The organism is Algoriphagus marinus (assembly GCF_001936475.1).
GTDB lineage: Bacteria > Bacteroidota > Bacteroidia > Cytophagales > Cyclobacteriaceae > Algoriphagus > Algoriphagus marinus.
In genome coordinates this window covers 120,692-139,348 of record NZ_MSPQ01000003.1, presented here as the reverse complement: position 1 = coordinate 139,348, position 18,657 = coordinate 120,692, and the positions used below count along the sequence as shown (strand labels likewise).

Genomic DNA, 18,657 nt, shown 5'->3' with positions numbered 1-18,657 from the left:
CTCCTGAAGCTGCTGCTTAACGATATATTCGACAAGCTCCAAGCATACCTTTGGGCAGATCTTCCTGGCCAATGCCCCGCCGAAGCGGTCGAAAAAGGTTCTTGGAGAATAGGATTCGGAGCAGCGATTTTTTGAGCAAAACGAAAGGAGTTTTTGATTTAGTGATCATATTGAGTTTCGCCCCGTTCAGGGCTTCCAGCCTCATCGCTAGCCTTAACCCCCGGCTGCGCCGAGGGTCATGAATGGTTTGGATCCTTCGGATCTACTCAATTCTAAGCCACAATTATTTTGTGAGAAAATCTACTATTTAAATTCTACCCGAAATCTTAATAAAGCTCCGAAGGAGCTTTACTTTTCATGACCCTGTACGAAGTGCAGGGTAAGGAAATTTACATATGTACCAAAGCCCTGCAGGGGCGGGACTCTTTCAAAATTTTTGAAAGGTAAATATTCATCTCCAAAAACGCTGTAAATTCGCTGCATGACAAGAAGCTCCATTATCCTCCTATTCCTATTCCTATTAATTAGTTTTTCTACAATTGCCCAAGTTCAATTCAAAGTTGTTGATGCCAATACCGCCTCACCTTTGGAGAATGTTCGCATTCAACCAAAAAATGGTCAGGCTCAGCTTTCCAATGCTTCGGGAATTGTAGCATTTCTAGGTGATGAAGCCCAGCAGTTTTCCTTTTTCAAATCTGGTTATGAGCTCTTCAAAGCAGAATTTGGATCAGGGGAACATCTGGTAGAATTAAGCCCAGTAGCTGTCAATCTATCCGAAGTCACCATCACTGCTTTTGAATCTGAACGCCCACTTTTGGAGCAGTCGGCTGCAATCGCGATCGTATCGGAACGGGATTTCAACCGCTTCAACGAGACTTCCATCGTAAATTCCTTTAACACCAAGCCAGGCATCCGCATCGAGGAACGCGCACCGGCGAGTTATAGAATATCTATCCGCGGAAGCTCACTTCGATCTCCTTTCGGGGTTCGAAATGTCAAAGTCTATTGGAACGAAGTGCCCTTCACATCTCCTGATGGCACCACTCCTTTGAACCTGCTTGATCTATCCAATATCCGAACTGCCGAGGTGATCAAAGGCCCATCAGGAAGTATTTACGGTGCTGGAAATGGCGGAGCAATCAGCCTGAATAGTCCTGCAGATCCACAAGGGGGTAGAATCAGCAGCGAATATACGACCGGTGATTTTGGACTCAACCGATTCAGAATAGGTCTTTCTCAGCAAATCGGGGAAGGCGGAATCGAAGCTTCTTTTGTCACCCAAAAAGCGGATGGCTATAGAGAGCACTCAGCAATGGATCGAAAGGTATTTCAATTGGGAAGCTTTTTTCCGGTCTCGGAAAAGCAGGAAATCCGAACTCAACTCTTGATTTCGGATTTGAATTACCAGATTCCTGGCCCACTAAATGCCGCTCAGTTAGAGGCTGACCCTACACAGGCAAGGCCTGGTTCAGTGAATCAAAACAGCTCCATTGCGCAAAAATCAGTCTTCGCATCTTTCGGCCATTTATATCGCTTTTCTGAGAAAACAAGCAACAACACGACAGTTTACCTAAACACCAATGACTTCGAAAACCCTTTTATCCTGGACTATAAAAAGGAATTGGGCTTCGGTTTTGGAGGTAGGACTAGGTTTACGCATGAAACGGAACTTGGCGGAAAATCACTCCGTCTCATTGCGGGTGGAGAATATCAGACGAGTTTGACCGATGCACAGAACTTTGGAAATCGGGCTGGAGTAGCCGATACGGTTCGCTTTTCTGATAAACTTCGAGCCACACAGGGATTTCTATTCCAGCAGGCGGAATGGCAACTAGCCGAGAAATTTCTCTTCACGTTAGGTTTGAGCGAAAACTTCTCCAGCTTCGAAATCGACCGACAAATCGATGCAGCAGGTGGTCCGACAGGTTTGCAAACCCGAACTTTTGATCCTATCGTAGTTCCTCGAGTAGCGCTGAATTATCGGGTAAATGAAGCTTCAGCAGTTTATGGAAGTGTCAGTAGCGGTTTTTCTCCGCCGACCATCGACGAAGTTCGGACGAATGAAGGAAGCCTAAATTTGGATCTGGAAGCTGAAAAAGGGATCAATTATGAATTGGGATATCGCCTTGGAAAAGGGAAATTCAACCTCGACCTGACCACCTATTATTTCAAACTGGATCAGACAATTACGACATTCACCAATCCGCAGGGCGTGGTATTATTTCGAAATGCAGGCAGCACAGATCAAAAAGGAATCGAAGCAGCGATTGATTACAGCTTCATCAAAAACGGACAGGGATTTATTCAGAACTTGAGTTTGGGGACGGCATATACCGGTCAGTTTTTCAAATTCAAAGACTACCAAAAGCGAGCTGATGATTTCTCTGGGAATGACTTGACAGGTGTACCAGAAACTACTTTGGTCACTCGACTAGACTTGAGAACCAAGCCGGGATTCTACCTCAATTTCACCCACAATTATGTTAGTGAGCTTCCGCTTAATGATGCCAATACCGTATTCCAAGAAGCTTATGATTTGGTCAATTTGCGTTTTGGCTGGGCAAGAACTTTTGCCGGAAAATGGGAATTGGAAGCCTTTGCTGGGGTAGACAATTTGTTGGATGAAAGCTATTCGCTAGGAAACGATCTGAATCCTTTTGGAGGAAGATTCTATCAACCCGCTCCGACAAGAAATTGGTATGGAGGGGTGAAAGTGGGGTTTAATTTTTAGTATCTAGTGGTAAGATATTAGTATAAAGAATTTAGAAACTAGAGCCAAGACTTAAAATTGAAGCTACTTTTAAACGAGGTGTTTATTCTTTAGATTTTGGCGGGAGCTGGAATGAAAAAATAAGTTATGGGTTTCAAGAAAGATTTAAAGTCATGAAAATTAAAAATTTAAAAACCATCGGTATTATCTACTCAGTTTTTGCTGTAATCTCTGTTCTCCTATTCGATATCGATAAGATCTCGACTTTTCCTATCATCACAGGTATTATGCTTTTCATGCTATATTTTGTAGGACAAGCTTTTTTGAACCTAATAAATAAGGAAGAATCAAATTTGATAGAATTTGGGATACTTTGGGCTATTGCGATCATCTTTTCATTTCAAATGATTTTCTTAATCAGTGATTCTTTAAAAACCCTATCACTTTTAGTAACCCTAATTATTTCACTCTCATTACTATTTTATGCCTTCCGCACGAAAACAAAAAACGAGCTCGCAACATTCATTGCCCTTTTGACTATGACTACCGGCTTATATAGTGCGTATTTCTAGATGTCAACACCATCAATTTAAAAAGCTTCTGATTAGTTATTCAGAAGCTTTTTTCCATATTTTTATTAGGGTAATTCCTGCCATTCAATCCCGCTAAAATTAATAAATTTCGGACAAATTAGTTCCAAACCTTACGATTCAGCATTGATTAATTAGCAAGTCAACCGAGGAATTCGAAAGAATCAAAACAGCTGTACAAAAATTCTCAATTCCGAAGCAATTTCTATTCTAACCAGCAGATTGCTTCGGATGTGTGAAATTCAAAAAATATCAAGTTTCACAGACATCCTCGCAATGACGCTAGCTACTCTATCCCCTCCAACTCACTCAACTCCAACCAAGTCAGTTCAAATTCTTCCAATTTAGAATCGATTTCAAGCATACGGGAAGATATTTTCATCAGCTCTTCATGATCCGAATTTCCACCGCTGATTTTTTCGGTCAACTCGGCCTTTTCTTTTTCCAATTTGGCCATCGCAGCAGTTACTTCCTTAAATTCATTCTTCTGCTTAAAACTCGCCTTTTGCTTTGTCACTGCTGGATTCGGTAGGTTGGCAGGGCTTTCTTGCTTTTCAGCCTTAGCCTCTTTTCCCTTATCCCTATTCTCTTTTCCCGCATTCTCCTTCTCCGCCTCTCTAAACTCCGAGTAATTCCCCGGGAAATCAGAAATCACTCCTTCGCCCTCGAATACAAACAAATGCTCCACCAAGCGATCCATAAAATAACGATCGTGGGATACGATGATCAGGCAACCCGGAAAGGAATCCAGAAACTCCTCCAAGGTATTCAGAGTCATCAGATCCAGATCATTGGTCGGCTCATCGAGAATCAAAAAGTTTGGATTCTTGATCAGCACCATCAGGAGTTGCAAGCGACGACGCTCGCCTCCACTGAGTTTCTCGATTGGTGTATGTTGCTGCTTCGGAGGGAAGCCAAACTGCGTCAAAAACTGACTTACCGTGATCGTTTGTCCCTTGTCCAACACGACTACTTCAGCAACATCCTTCACGATATCGATCAGTCGCTTGCTCTCGTCAAAGCTACTTTCCTCCTGCCGGTAATAGCCAAAAGCAGTAGTCTGTCCAATTGAAATCTTGCCCTGATCCGGTGCCAATTGGCCCGTAATCATATTTAGAAAAGTGGTTTTCCCGGCACCATTTGGCCCGACAATTCCTACCCGGTCTTTCTTTTTGAAGACATAGGAAAAGTCTTCTACCAGTTTTTTATCCCCGTAAGATTTACTGATTTTATCGATCTCAATGATTTTATTTCCAAGTCGCTGTGCGCTCACTTGAAGTTCGATATCCCTATCCTCTCGCTTCTGAGAAGCTTTTTCTTTAGTTTCTTCGAAAGCGTCGACTCTATATTTAGCCTTCGTACTTCGAGCTTTCGGCTGGCGACGAATCCAGTCCAGTTCTTTTTTGTAGAGGCTTTTTGCCTTCTCAAGTTCGATATCTTCGTTCTGCATTCGCTCGGCTTTCTTGTCGAGGAAATAGCCGTAGTTTCCTTGGTAGCGATGTACTTTACCCTGATCGAGTTCGAGGATTTCGTTGGTGACTTTCTCTAGAAAATATCGATCGTGGGTAACCATAAAAAGAGCCAAATTGGCTTTCGCCAAGTAATCTTCCAGCCACTCGATCGTTTCTAAGTCGAGGTGGTTGGTGGGCTCATCGAGAAGCAAAAGATCCGGTTTTTCGAGGATAGCCTTCGCCAAAGCAACTCGCTTCCGCTGTCCTCCGGAAAGGGAACCAACTGGCAAATCGGTATCATGAAGACCTAATTTCCCCAGAACTTCCTTCACTTGGTATTCAAAATCCCAGGCTTGAAAGGCATCCATTTTCTCAAAAAGAACCGTCATCTTATCGGAATTGTCAATACCCCGCTCCGCATCCAACATCGCTTTATGATAATCCTCAATCACTTGGAGTACTTCACTATTGCTTTGATCAAAGATCGTCTGGTAAATGCTCATCTTTCCTTCAAAAACCGGGTTTTGATGCACATAAGCCACTTTGATCGCTTGGTTGATCCCAACTTGGCCAGTATCAGGAATTTCCAGCCCCATGATGATTTTCATCAGCGTGGATTTGCCGGCACCGTTGATGCCTACGAGGGCTATTTTTTGTCCTTGGGATATGCCAAAAGAAATATTGGAAAAAAGCTTGCGCTCTCCGAAAGCTTTACTGAGATTTTCGACCGAAAGGTAATTCATGCCGCAAAAGTAAGGAAAAGAAGGCAGGCAATCATGTGGAATTCAATATTCTGGATTAGCATTTATAAATTTCAAGTATCTCATATTTAAAGTACAAATTATCTCGGCACCGTATAAAGCTCATTTTACTATCTTTCACCTATGAAAACCATCCACGATATCCTCAAACTAGGAGACTCTAGATTATATGAAATATGTGAACCTGTTATAAAAGATGAACTGGCACTCGTGCCCGGTTGGGTGCAGCAGCTTCATGAAGCCATGGAGGACATCCGGAAAGTTTATGGTTTTGGAAGAGGAATAGCCGCTCCTCAGTTGGGAATTATGAAGCGACTTTTTTACCTGAATCTGGATCGCCGCTATGTGATTCTGAATCCTGAGTTGAAAAACCTAAGTGATGAAAAATTTGAGCTTTGGGATGACTGCATGTCCTTTCCCAATCTACTGGTCAAAGTAGCCCGGCATGAATCCCTGACCTTGGACTATTTGGATGAAAATTGGAAAAAGCAGTCCTTACATGTGACAGGAGCCTTATCTGAATTAATCCAGCATGAATATGATCACCTCGACGGCATTCTTTGCACGATGCGGGCGATTGATGGGAAAAGTTTTAAGTTGAAAACTTTATAAAATAAGCTGCGCGAAATATGCCTGCGGCGAGATAATCTTCGCGAAATAAAATAGAAATACAGCTTCGCTGAAATAAGCCTTCCGCGAAATAATGTAGAAATAAGCTGCGCGAAATAGGCCTTCGGCGAAATAAGATAGAAATACAGCTTCGCTGAAATAGGACCGGACGTTAATATTTCACCGACCGAAAGAAGGTGTATTTCAATCGTATTTCCATTGTATTATCAAATCTAGGGAGGTGTATTTAAATGGTATTTCCATTATATTTCTTTTCCCAATAAAAATCCCAATGAAAGCCACTAACCAACTCAGCGATTCTCAAAAAGAAAGTCTTTTAAAAACCTTAAAAAGTCGTTTTGAGAAAAATAAAGCTCGACACGAGGATTTGAATTGGGAGCAGATTGTGTCCAAGCTTGAAAGCTCAGCATCGGAAGGGAAACTTTGGTCGATTTATCAGCTAGAAGAAACCGGAGGCGAGCCGGATGTAGTGGGTTTTGATCCTTCAACTAGTGAATTTATTTTTTATGATTGCTCCCCAGAAACTCCCAAAGGCAGAAGAAGCATCTGCTATGATCGGGAAGGTTTGGAATCCCGCAAAGACTATCCCCCAAAAGATACTGCGATGGATATGGCAACGGACATGGGTGTAGAATTGCTCAATGAGGAGGAGTATCGGAGTCTTCAAGCTTTGGGTAAATTTGATCAAAAAACTTCCAGTTGGCTCAAAACACCGGATGAGGTGCGGAAACTTGGAGGAGCCATTTTTGGTGATTTTAGATACGGTCGAGTATTCATTTACCACAATGGCGCCCAATCTTATTATGGCGGTCGTGGTTTTCGGGCTTCTATTCGAGTTTGATTTTTTATTTCACTGCAAAGGGCACATACAAATACCAAGGCTTGAATTCCGGCTAAGAAATCCTTCCGAATCCCTTAACTTTGCGACATGGAAGAGATTCAGAAAAAAGATATTCGTAAACTTTCCTTGGCAGAATTGGAAGAGTTCTTTTTGGCGCATGGCGAAAAGAAGTTTCGAGCCAAGCAAGTCTATGAGTGGCTTTGGAATAAGTCGCTGAAAAACTTCGATGACATGAGTAATATTTCCCTTTCTACCCGGGAAATGCTCAAAACCCATTTTGAGATCAATCATATCTTAGTGGATCTGATGCAGCATTCCTCAGATGGCACCATCAAAAATGCGGTCAAACTGTATGATTCGAAAATCGTCGAATCTGTCCTCATTCCCACTACGAAGCGAATCACCGCCTGCGTATCTTCTCAGGTGGGTTGTAGTCTAGATTGTAATTTTTGTGCGACAGCACGTCTGAAGCGGATGCGAAATCTCAATCCGGATGAAATCTACGATCAGGTCGTGGCCATCAAGGATGAAGCGGAAACTTATTTCCAGCGTCCGCTGACCAATATCGTGTTTATGGGAATGGGTGAGCCCCTTCTTAACTATGCGAATGTCTTGGAGGCAATTGATAAAATCACTTCACCCGAAGGTCTGGGAATGGCTCCACGTCGAATCACACTTTCTACCGTGGGAGTGACGAAGATGATCAGAAAACTGGCTGATGATGGTGTGAAATTTAACCTTGCCGTTTCCCTCCACTCCGCGATCAATGAAACTCGCTCTCGGCTTATGCCCATCAACGACAGCAATCCAGTCGAGGAACTTGGAGAGTCCCTGAAGTATTGGTATGAAAAGACCAAACGTAAAGTCACCTATGAATATGTGATCTGGGATGGAATCAATGACGACGAGCGCCATGCTCGAGCTCTGGCCAAATTTTGTAAAATCATTCCTTCAAAGGTCAATATCATCCAATACAACCCGATTGATGAGGGAGAATTTCGTCAGGCAAAGCAAGAAGCCGTGGATATGTATGTTCGGATTTTAGAATCACAAGGAATTATCGCTAAAGTCAGAAAATCAAGAGGTCAGGACATTGATGCCGCTTGCGGTCAACTCGCGAATAAAAACGAAGTTGCGGCTCTGAATGCTATTTAAGATTTTTTCACTTGTCAATTTATAAGCAATTAGTTTTATTAGAGGCGTTTTTAGTACCAAGCCAACTATACCATGAAAAATAATTTCACTTTGCTGATATTTTTTCTTATCAGCCTTATTTCTGTCAACCTACAAGCTCAGGATGCACTTCCTCAAAAAATACAGAGCTATTTTGACACTTATCAGAAAGAATACCCAGTAGAAAAAGCCTATCTCCATTTAGACAAAACCACCTACACACTCGGGGAAGATCTTTGGTTTAGTGCTTATTTGACTGCTGGAAGCAGTCAAATCCCATCCCCTTTGAGCGCTACCCTATATGTTGACTTGTTTGACGGAGATGGATTGCTTTTAGAGCAAAAAACTATTCGATTGGAAAAAGGAAGAGGAAAAGGAGACTTCGCCTTACCGGCCTTTGGAAAACCTGGGATCTACCAACTTAAAGCTTATACTTCTTGGATGCGGAATTTTGGAGATGAATATTTCTTTAACTCCCAAATCAATGTGGTCGATGGAGCAGGAGGTTCATTCCTTCCAAAAATCACTTTTACTAGCATCAGTGCTGCGGCTGGAAAAGTAACTTATAAGGCAGATCTGATCGTGATCGATAGTGAGGGCAATCCACTGGCAGGTAAAACAGTCGAAATAAAGGCAAAAGCAGGCGAAGAAGAGTTGTATAAACAAGCACTTCCGGTAAATGCACAAGGTCAGATAAGTTTTACTTTTGCAATCCCTGAGAAAGCTAATTCATCACAGCATTTGGAATTGACTTTCATGGAAAATGAAAACTATTCTGTAACCCAAAAGCTTCGCCTACCCTACAGTTTAACTTTGGCAGATATTCAGTTTTTGCCGGAAGGCGGCCACTCGGTGATTGGTAAAAAGTCCAACTTTGGATTCCGTGCGATCTATCCTGACGGGATGCCTGCCGAAATCCAAGGCTCAATCGAAGGAAGTGACATTACTTTCGAAAGCAATTTTGCGGGTTTGGGAAAATTTGAACTCACTCCATCACAATCAAGCTATACAGTAAAAATCACTGAGAAAACCACCGCACAGGAAATCAGCACAAGTCTTTCTAAAATTGATTCAGAAGGGTTGGTTATGCAAGTGATCAATAATCCTGCAGCTAGCTATTTAACTGCATTTGTGCAGGGGGAATCCGATTCAAATTCGCTTTTGTTGGTTTCTCAAACTCGGGGTATCATCAATTATATGATCCAAGGGACTTTGGCAAATGGTGTCTGGGGTGTACGTATCCCTAAAGAGAATTTGATCTCAGGGATCAACCAAATCACTGTGATGAGCGAGGATGGAAAGCCGCTGTTGGAGCGATTGGTATTTATCCAAAAAGACGATCAAATAGAGCTAGATATTGCAAAGACAGGAAGTATTTCTCCACGTGAGAAGATAAGTCTAAATCTAAAATCAACCTTTGGAGGAACTGCTAATTCTGGAAGTTTCTCAGTGGCTGTATTAGATGCAGCACAGGTAGATGAAAGTGAACTGGAGGCCGGCGATATTTTTTCTACGCTTCTTTTGACTTCAGATTTATCTGCTGAAATCTACCAACCAGGAAGATATTTCAAAGATAACTCCTCAGAGACTCAGGAAGCATTGGATCTGGTGATGATGACACATGGTTGGAGAAGATTTGAGTGGTCTGATGTCCTTGCTGGGAATCTCCCAAAGATTGAACAGTTTATCGAGCGGGGAATCAATATCGAGGGTCAGGTAACCGATGCCGAGCAAACTAAAAAAGGTCTTGCAGGTGGAAAAATCACGGCCTTGGTAGGTGAAGGAATTGAAATTGTCACCTCGGAATATGGTCCCAACGGCCGCTTCATTTTCAGAGATTTGGAATATTTGGATTCCGCTTCAGTTACGATCACAGCCGAGGATACACGACTCAAAAACTTTATCGACGTGTCAGTGATTCAGCCAGAACCTGTTTTTAATTCGATCGAAGGAAATTATACTCAGGAAGTAGTCTGGCCAGAAGGGCTTGTGTCCACTTATCGAGAACGGTCGATGATGCAACAACTCAATGCAGAAAAAGATATTATAGATCTGGAGGGAGTGACAGTTGAGGCGAAGACTATTGAACGCGAGGAAGAAGAAATCAGAAAAATCTATGGATCCGGTGATGTAACCCTCGATCCGGAAAAAATCCCATCCTCTGTTGGTTTCACAAATGTCTTCCAATTAATCCAAGGAAGAGTTTCCGGAGTACAAGTATTTGTATCAGGTCTGGATGTCAATGTCACGATCCGAGGCGTCGGTTCACTGGGTGGCTCTGGTACACAGCCACTTTATTTGTTGGACAATATACCTGTTGAAGCCTCGACTTTGCTTACAATTAGCCCAAGAGATGTAGCCAACGTAGATGTATTCAAAGACCCCGCCAAGACGGCTATTTTTGGGGCTCAGGGTGCAAATGGTGTGATTGCAGTCTATACCAAAACCGGTTCAGGTTTTGGAAAGAGTGTAGGCGGTACTTTAGTCACGAAATATGGAGGATATGCTGTACCAAGGGAATTTTACCTTCCAAAGTACGATACCAAAACTGTTGAAAATGCAATCAAAGATGCCCGTGCCACCATCTATTGGAATCCGCTAGTGGAGACTGGAGAAAATGGCGAATCACTTCTGGAGTTTTACAATACTGATATCGCTTCAAAGCAAATGATCATTGTCGAAGGAATTGATTCAGAAGGCAGACTAGGCCGATTGGTTCGGATTTTAGAATAAGCATTTGTTTTCCTCACCAAAGCCTCCTAATTTCTTACCGAATTAAACAGGAAGAAATGAAAAAGGCTTTGGTGATTTTTTTTGGAATATTTTTGATCACGTTTGGGAGTATGGCTCAAACGCAGAATCAAGGAGATGCTCGAGTGCATGTGTTGGGAACTTATGGACTTCGATGGAATAATTTCGGAGCAGGTGCAGGGATTGAGTTTTTCTTTGCGGATCACTTTGCCATCATGCCAAGCTACATTCGCAACTTCCCCATTGTAGGGACATCGAGCAATTTCAATGCTGATCTCAGGTACTATGTATCAGAGGGACCTTCGCAACTTTATTTTATGGCAGGATACGCTCAAAGCTGGGAGAATTCACAGCCAGATGGAGCTGGAGTAAGGCGATCTTACAATGGGGCAAACGTGGGAGTTGGCGCCTATATCAGGCTTGTAGATTGGGTCGGATTAAGTACAGAGTTCAAATTTCAGAGTACAAGTCCGCAAGAAGTAGGCTTTCGGGTAGGGTTTGCTTTCCCGCTTTAAGGAAGACTCAAAAACTGTTATTTCTTCGAAAATTCGAAGAGTTTCCGTTTCTCTTCCTTGTTTAAAGCTTCATATCCTCGCTCGGCAATCTTATCCAAAATCCGATCAATTTCTTCTTGAGTCGCATCAGAACTGCTAGTCACAGGAGTACTGGATTTGGAAGATTTTGAAAAAGTAGATCCATATCCTGCCGATGTTTTCTTTTTTCGGTAGGAAACTTTTACTCCTTTTCGGCTGGCAAAAAAATTCTCAAAAAAGATCCCGACTTTTTGAACCGGAATCCCCCAATCAATCCCTTTTCGAAGCTGTGTGATGTAAATGAAACCAAGCAAAGCTCCTCCAAGATGCGCAAGTTCACCTCCTGCATTTGCTCCTGCAGAATTGGCGAAGGAAAGAATCACGTAGAAAATCGCGATGTATTTGATCTTAACAGGCCCGATAAGAATCAGCATAAAAGTGGTATTAGGAGTCAATGTCGCCGCTCCAACCACTACTGCAAATACTCCAGCACTTGCCCCAAGCATCAAAGATGAATCAACTGATCCGCTGAAATACGGTGCCAAATTGTAGATCCACACATAAAAAACAGCACCTGCCAAACCTCCAAGAATATAGAGATTTGCCAATTTGCGACTACCCAAATACTGATTAATCAAGAGTCCAAACCAGTAAAGGAACAGCATATTGAAGAGAATATGGAAAATCCCTTCATGCAAAAACATGTAAGTCAGTATACTCCATGGCTGAAAAATCAACCGAGAAACTGACGCTGGCATCATCAAATAAGACAGGGCACTGGAATACAAATCTCCCACCCCACCGATCGTCATCAGCACCCGTGCGACCATCACGACCAAGAACACCAGTAAGTTGATGGCAATCAGTTTATAAAGACTGTTGTCGCTATGCTTAAATGCATTTTTTAAATTATCCCAAAAACCGCCGTACATTTTTAATAAAAATTAGTTCTGTCTTTTTTCCATCCGTAAACCAAGATCGCACCGATCACCAATCCACTTAAGTGTGCAAAGTGCGCCACATTATCAGTGGGGTTGTTTACCACTACGTTATAAATGGTATAAAGTCCATAAAATAAGACCAAGTATTTTGCTTTTACCGGCATTGGAGGGAAAAGCAAAAAGAGCTGAGTATTTGGGAAAAGCATTGCAAAAGCAATTAAAACCCCAAATAAAGCTCCTGAAGCACCAACCATTGGGACATTCCCCTGAATTTCTAAAATAGCATTCAATGTCTGTTTCGCCTGACTGATTTTATTTGGATCATTAGGGTTACGGCTAAAGTCATCTACAAAATCAAAAACGGAACTTTGGAAAAACCCACGATTTTCAACCACCAGCTTGTTAAAAGCATCGGGATCAGGATTACTTTCAAATGCTTCAACCTTATCCTGCAAGTTATTCATCCGATAAGAAGTATATCCGGAATAAAGAACACCTGAACCTACCCCACAAACCATCCAAAGAATCAAGAGTTTTTTCGGCCCAAGAAACTGTTCCAATAGGGGACCAAAGATCATAAGTCCAAACATATTGCTGAATAGATGCCAAAAATCAGCATGCATGAACATGTAAGTCAGAAATTGAAATGGTTTGAAATATTGGCTATGTATATAGTACAGCGCAAACCAATCACTCAGCTGAGGAAATAAAAACGCACTTACTAAAAACAGTGCAACGTTGGCTATCAAAAGATTTTGTACTACTGGAGTGATATTTCTAAACATGCTATTTTCCGAAGAATGAATGAATACTGCTTAAATCCAATTTGACGAAAGATTTGTTCCCTCCCAAACCAAAATTAGGATTCTGACAGGCAAATAATTGTCCCACGAGGGTTTCCATTTCCTGGGGGGTAAGTTTCTGCCCCTTTTTCAGGGCAGATTTTCGAGCAAGAGACCGAGCTAAGTTTTCTCTTTTATCCAAGGAAAGCTCGCTTTTATAATTTTTAAACTGTTCTAATAATCCTTCAAAAAGCTCCTTTTCGTTTTTCACCTGAATATCCGCAGGAACTCCCTGGATGATCACCGTGTCTTTTCCAAATTCAGAAACCATAAACCCTAAACTATGCAACTCAGGCAAAAGATCTTTTACCAATGCAAAATCAGAGGATCCGAGTTCGATGATTGGGGGAAAAAGACATTGTTGAGATGGTCCTTGGGCGATTTTCAATTGCCGCAGATAGCGTTCGTATAAAACTCGTTCATGTGCAGCTTGCTGATCAACTATAAGCATCCCTGTCGACATTTGTGCGACAACATAACTCAGTTCCACTTGAAAGGTCGTTCCGGTAGAATCTTCAGATGAGGGGCGTGGAATTCGATCAGGGACCTGATCCGGATTAGCCTTACTGGAAAATGTGAGCACTTCCGTCTCCTCACTTTCAATTTTTCTGGTATAATCCTGCGCTTGATTCACAGGGATATTACTCTCAAATAGCTTTTCCCAGCCAGAGGTACTTGCCTTTTTAAATTCGGGTGTATTAAAAGTTTTATAGCTATACTCACGATCAACTTGTTCCTTTTTAGATGGATCCTGATCCCATTTTTCTTTGAAATTCACATCATAGGAAAAGTCGATAGAAGGGACTACATGGTGAGAACCCAAGGCCTGCTTCACAGCTGATCGGATCACTGCGTAGACTGTACGTTCATCGTCAAATTTGATTTCCGTTTTTGTTGGATGCACATTAATATCAATATGCGATGGGTCTATTTCTAAAAAAAGAACATAAAAAGGATGCTGATCCGGCTGGATCAGACCTTCGAAAGCATTACCAACTGCATGATGCAGGTAGCTGCTTTTGATATATCGATTGTTGACAAAAAAGAATTGCTCTCCGCGGGTCTTTTTAGCATTTTCCGGTTTGCCGACATAGCCTTTTACATTCACATGTGGCGTAAGTTCTTCGCAGGGAACCAACTGTCCCTGGTAGCTTTTTCCGAAAAGCTGGACAATACGATGGCTTAATTTCCCGGGGGTAAGATTATATACTTCCAAATCTTGCTGAAAAAGCGAAAATCCAATTTCAGAATAGGAAAGGGCCACACGTTGAAATTCATCTACGATATGCCGCATCTCTACAGGATTAGATTTCAGGAAATTCCTTCTGGCAGGAACATTATAAAACAGGTTTTTCATTGAAACGGCAGTACCTACATTTCCTGCGAATGGTTCTTGCTTCTTCACCTCAGACCCTTCGATCTGAATCAATGTCCCAAGCTCAGATTCTGCTTGCTTAGTTTTCAATTCCACTTGAGCGACAGCAGCGATGGAAGCCAAGGCCTCTCCTCTAAACCCGAATGTACGAATAGTAAATAGATCAGTAGAATTTCTGATTTTGGAAGTCGCATGTCGCTCAAAACTCATCCGAGCATCAGTAGCTGACATTCCTTTTCCGTTATCAATTACCTGAATCAATTGCTTACCGGCCTCTTTGACAACGACTTGAATTTGAGTTGCACCCGCATCCACGGCATTTTCCAAAAGTTCTTTAAGTGCCGAGGCTGGGCGTTGTACTACTTCCCCTGCCGCAATTTGATTTGCGATCGCATCAGGCAGAAGTTGGATAATATCACTCATTTTTCTTTTTGGGTTTTAGCCTAAAGAAAAAATAAACAGCTCCGATCAGCAGCGCAACATAAAGCATATATTCAAAAATCACCGGCCCGAGATAGACATAGCCGAAAATTGACCCCAGCAAAATCAAAAAAATGAAAGTTCTGATCATTGCAGTGGATGCAAATATATTTGGACTGGATCGCTCTTTGATTCCTCGGTATTGAGAAAACGATCCCCTGATTCCTCCCCCATAAGACCCTAATTCATCATCCCCATCTTTGATCAATCCCTCGGCTTGAAGTTCCCTTTTGATCCGAGAGGTGCGCTGGTCAATTTCTTCTTTGACAGGATCATAATATCTTGGCTTGATATCAAAACGCATTGGGGCAGCAGTACGGAAGACAGATGGGAATTTCATTTTTCTCGAATTTTATTGGAACTCAATAAGGTAAAACGTCAACAAAGGCATAAGTTCCAAGATATTGACCAAACATCAAATTTATACCCTTTTTAACCAGATTTACGGTTTTATGTTGCCTTATCTTTAGTATATTGATCTATTCTAGGACGAACTCTACCGTACGAAATTCCTATATGATCACTTTTAGCAGGCAAAGACCGTTATGATGAAAGTGTTGACGTACAAATTTATTTTAAAAGTTACGAATTAAAAATTTACTCATACATGAGCAACATGCTTTGGAGGGTATTCGCCGTCTGTATTATTGTTCTTACTTTCTCTTCAGGGAAACTCGACGAATCACTTCTAATCGAGGATCCACTAATCTCCGTTGACCAGATTTCCCAGACTAATTGGGTTGATTCGGTATTTCAAAGTTTGACTTTTGATGAGCGGCTTGGTCAACTTTTTATGGTGGCGGCTTACTCCAATAAAGATCAAGCGCACGTCGACGAGATCACTAATTTGATAAAGACGGAAAATCTTGGAGGACTGATATTTTTTCAGGGAGGCCCTGATCGGCAAGCCCGATTGACTAATCTCTACCAAGCTCAGGCTAAAACTCCACTTTTTATCGCAATGGATGCTGAGTGGGGAATCGGAATGCGGTTGGATTCTGTACCTGATTTTCCAAAGGCAATGACTTTGGGAGCGATTCAAGATGAAAAACTCATCTATGAAATGGGCGAAGAGATGGCCCGCCAATTCAAAGAGCTTCGGATGCATATCAATTTTGCACCTGTGGTAGATGTCAATTCCAATCCTGATAACCCTGTTATTGGCTATCGGGCTTTTGGAGGAGATAAGGAACTGGTTGCAAAACAAGCCGTCGCTTACATGAAAGGTCTTCAGGATAATGGGGTAATCGCTAACGCAAAGCATTTTCCTGGCCATGGTGATACGGAGGCTGACAGTCACTATTCACTTCCCGTAATCAAGCACCCTGAGCAGCGAATCTGGGATATAGATCTATATCCATATGAGGAGCTTTTCAAAGAAAACCTCATGTCTGTCATGGTGGCTCATTTAAATATCCCGAGTCTGGACAGCGAGGCCAACAGTGCTACTAGCCTTTCAAAAAAAGTGGTCACTGACCTACTTCAGAATAGGATGAATTTCCAAGGATTAGTTTTCACAGATGCATTAAATATGAGGGGAGTGGCCAAAGCAAATGCTCCAGGTGAGGTAGATTTAAAGGCCCTTTTGGCAGGAAATGATGTCTTACTATATTCCATGGACGTGCCCAAGGCGAAGGCAATGATTAAAAAAGCTGTGGAAGATGGAATCATCAGCGAGTCTGAAATAGATCGGAGAGTGAAAAAAATCTTAAAAGCAAAATACTGGTCTGGACTTAATAATTATGTTCCAATTAAAACTTTTGAACTAAACGATCGACTGCATACTCCAAAAACAGACGAGCTCATAGAAAAACTGTATGCAAGCTCCATCACAGTAGCTTCCAATAAAGACAATTTAATCCCTTTTAAGCAATTGGATCTCAAGAGTTTTGCCAGTCTGAGTATCGGTGATGATGGCAAAGTGTTTCAAAAATACCTTGGGAAGTATACCAAGTTTGACCACTTCAGTATACAGAAAGCGGCAAATGAAACCACACATTACAACACCTTAAAACAACTAGAAGACTACGATGTGGTAGTGGTGGGACTGATGGGAGTGACTAATAGTCCAAAGCGGAAATTTGGAATAGCAGATGCTGATGTGCAATTGATCCGGGATCTTTCCAAAAGACAAAAAGTCGTGACAGTATTATTTGGAAATGCCTATGCTTCTCAGCATTTGGAAGGTCTGGGGAATTTAGTCTTTGCCTTTGAAAATAATGAGACTACCCAAGAATTAGCGCCTCAGATCCTTTTCGGAGCCAGACCTGCAGAAGGAATTCTCCCTGTGACAGTTAGCAGCCAATATTCTTATGGAGTGGGTGGCTACATGGAATCTTTGAAAAGACTTTCTTATGGGACTCCTGAGAGTGTAGGGTTGGATAGCAAGATCTTAAATAAAATAGATGAAGTGGCTGAAAAGGCCATTCGGATTCAAGCTACTCCTGGAGCAAATGTATTGGTAGTCAAGGACGGTAAAGTAGTCTTTGAGCGATCCTATGGGAAGCTAGAATACAAAAACAGTCCAAAAGTCAATTCAGAAACAGTATATGATTTGGCATCGATCACTAAAGTTTTGGCAACTACACAGGCGGTCATGTTTCTTCAAAGCCGAGGTGAATTGGATATGGATAAGACCTTGGGAAATTATCTCCCGGAATTAAGAGGAACTAACAAAGAAAAACTAGTACTCAAAGATGTGATGGCCCATGAAGCGGGATTGGTTGCGTTTATTCCTCATTATGCAAAAACTGTAGAGGGGGGAAATTGGAAATCAGAATATTTTCATGCCACTTCGAGTCCAGGTTTTTCTCGTCCAGTATCTAACGATATGTTTGGAAATGATGCACTTCGAGACAGTATTTGGACTTGGACCATCGAATCCAAACTCACTGCAAAACCAGCAGGAGCAGCCAAGCATAAATATGTCTATTCTGATTTGACCATGTATTTTATGCAGGCAGTAGTGGAAAAAATTGTCAACCAACCCATGGAAGTGTTTTTGGAGCAGAACTTTTATGCTCCACTAGGTCTCTATACCATGACTTTCAATCCATTTAACAAAATGCCACTGGACAACATTGCTCCTACAGAAAATGACGTAGCGTTTCGTAAGCGGCAAGTTCAAGGATATGTACATGATCCAGGAGCCGCGATGTACGGAGGCGTGGCTGGCCATGCCGGACTTTTCGGTACAGCAAATGATCTCGCGGTAATGATGCAGCTCATGCTGAACAAAGGCTATTATGGAGATGTCAGTCTAATGAAAAGCGGTACAGTAACAGAATTTACAAAAAGACAATCCACCCAGAGTAGAAGAGGCTGGGGCTGGGACAAACCAGACCCTGAAAAAGGAAAGGGAGGATCTGCCGGAGACTTAGCTCCCAAAAGTACCTTTGGACATACCGGATTTACAGGAACTTGTGTGTGGGCGGATCCAGAGAATAACCTGATTTATGTCTTCCTCTCCAATCGAGTATATCCTGACGGAAACAATACCAGATTATTGAAAGAAGGTATTCGAACAGAGATTCACGATATCATTTATCAAGCGCTCAGTAAAAAATAGAAATTCAAGAA

At 42.0% G+C, this 18,657-nt stretch carries 13 protein-coding genes; 8 read left to right on the top strand and 5 right to left on the bottom strand.

What is annotated here, in order from left to right; all coding sequences use genetic code 11:
- Positions 1-481: 481 nt before the first annotated feature.
- Both BVC88_RS07355 and BVC88_RS07350 read left to right on the top strand, forming a co-directional pair.
- Positions 482-2,731: a TonB-dependent receptor family protein gene (locus BVC88_RS07355; protein WP_075350018.1), complete on the top strand. Its 2,250-nt coding sequence runs from the start codon at positions 482-484 to the stop codon at positions 2,729-2,731.
- Between the two features lie 152 nt (positions 2,732-2,883).
- Entirely contained in the window at positions 2,884-3,282 is a 399-nt protein-coding gene (locus BVC88_RS07350) for a hypothetical protein (protein ID WP_075350017.1), read from the top strand.
- A gap of 304 nt (positions 3,283-3,586) precedes the next feature.
- On the opposite strand, the gene BVC88_RS07345 is transcribed toward BVC88_RS07350, so the two are convergent.
- Positions 3,587-5,494, bottom strand: a complete 1,908-nt coding sequence (locus BVC88_RS07345) for an ABC-F family ATP-binding cassette domain-containing protein (protein ID WP_075350016.1) — start codon at positions 5,492-5,494, stop codon at positions 3,587-3,589.
- A 141-nt stretch (positions 5,495-5,635) separates the two neighbouring features.
- Between BVC88_RS07345 and BVC88_RS07340 the strand changes: the two genes are divergently transcribed.
- The 5 genes from BVC88_RS07340 to BVC88_RS07320 all read left to right on the top strand — a co-directional run bounded on the left by BVC88_RS07340 (position 5,636) and on the right by BVC88_RS07320 (position 11,422).
- Positions 5,636-6,124, top strand: a complete 489-nt coding sequence (locus BVC88_RS07340; RefSeq protein WP_075350015.1) for a peptide deformylase — start codon at positions 5,636-5,638, stop codon at positions 6,122-6,124.
- Positions 6,125-6,413: 289 nt separating this feature from the next.
- Positions 6,414-6,983 carry a DUF4256 domain-containing protein gene (locus BVC88_RS07335; RefSeq protein WP_075350014.1) on the top strand — a complete coding sequence of 190 codons (570 nt, stop codon included), beginning with the start codon at positions 6,414-6,416 and terminating at the stop codon, positions 6,981-6,983.
- 87 nt (positions 6,984-7,070) lie between these two features.
- Positions 7,071-8,138, top strand: a complete 1,068-nt coding sequence (gene rlmN, locus BVC88_RS07330; RefSeq protein ID WP_075350013.1) for a 23S rRNA (adenine(2503)-C(2))-methyltransferase RlmN — start codon at positions 7,071-7,073, stop codon at positions 8,136-8,138.
- A 72-nt stretch (positions 8,139-8,210) separates the two neighbouring features.
- Positions 8,211-10,889: a TonB-dependent receptor plug domain-containing protein gene (locus tag BVC88_RS07325; RefSeq protein ID WP_075350012.1), complete on the top strand. Its 2,679-nt coding sequence runs from the start codon at positions 8,211-8,213 to the stop codon at positions 10,887-10,889.
- Between the two features lie 56 nt (positions 10,890-10,945).
- Positions 10,946-11,422: a hypothetical protein gene (locus tag BVC88_RS07320; protein ID WP_075350011.1), complete on the top strand. Its 477-nt coding sequence runs from the start codon at positions 10,946-10,948 to the stop codon at positions 11,420-11,422.
- Positions 11,423-11,439: 17 nt separating this feature from the next.
- Here BVC88_RS07320 and BVC88_RS07315 read toward each other — a convergent pair whose 3' ends face one another.
- The 4 genes from BVC88_RS07315 to BVC88_RS07300 are packed head-to-tail and all read right to left on the bottom strand — an operon-like array spanning position 11,440 to position 15,418.
- On the bottom strand, positions 11,440-12,372 hold the full coding sequence (locus BVC88_RS07315; protein WP_075350010.1) for a rhomboid family protein: 933 nt from the start codon (positions 12,370-12,372) through the stop codon (positions 11,440-11,442).
- A 2-nt stretch (positions 12,373-12,374) separates the two neighbouring features.
- Positions 12,375-13,166, bottom strand: coding sequence for a rhomboid family intramembrane serine protease (locus BVC88_RS07310; RefSeq protein ID WP_075350009.1), 792 nt, complete (start codon positions 13,164-13,166; stop codon positions 12,375-12,377).
- 1 nt (position 13,167) lies between these two features.
- Positions 13,168-15,021 (bottom strand): DNA mismatch repair endonuclease MutL, encoded by a 1,854-nt coding sequence (gene mutL / locus BVC88_RS07305; protein WP_075350008.1) that lies wholly within the window; start codon positions 15,019-15,021, stop codon positions 13,168-13,170.
- Positions 15,014-15,418, bottom strand: coding sequence for a hypothetical protein (locus tag BVC88_RS07300; RefSeq protein WP_075350007.1), 405 nt, complete (start codon positions 15,416-15,418; stop codon positions 15,014-15,016). The genes mutL and BVC88_RS07300 overlap by 8 nt, the downstream gene beginning before the upstream one ends.
- Before the next feature lie 267 nt (positions 15,419-15,685).
- Between BVC88_RS07300 and BVC88_RS07295 the strand changes: the two genes are divergently transcribed.
- Positions 15,686-18,646 (top strand): glycoside hydrolase family 3 N-terminal domain-containing protein, encoded by a 2,961-nt coding sequence (locus tag BVC88_RS07295; protein WP_075350006.1) that lies wholly within the window; start codon positions 15,686-15,688, stop codon positions 18,644-18,646.
- Positions 18,647-18,657 lie beyond the last annotated feature (11 nt).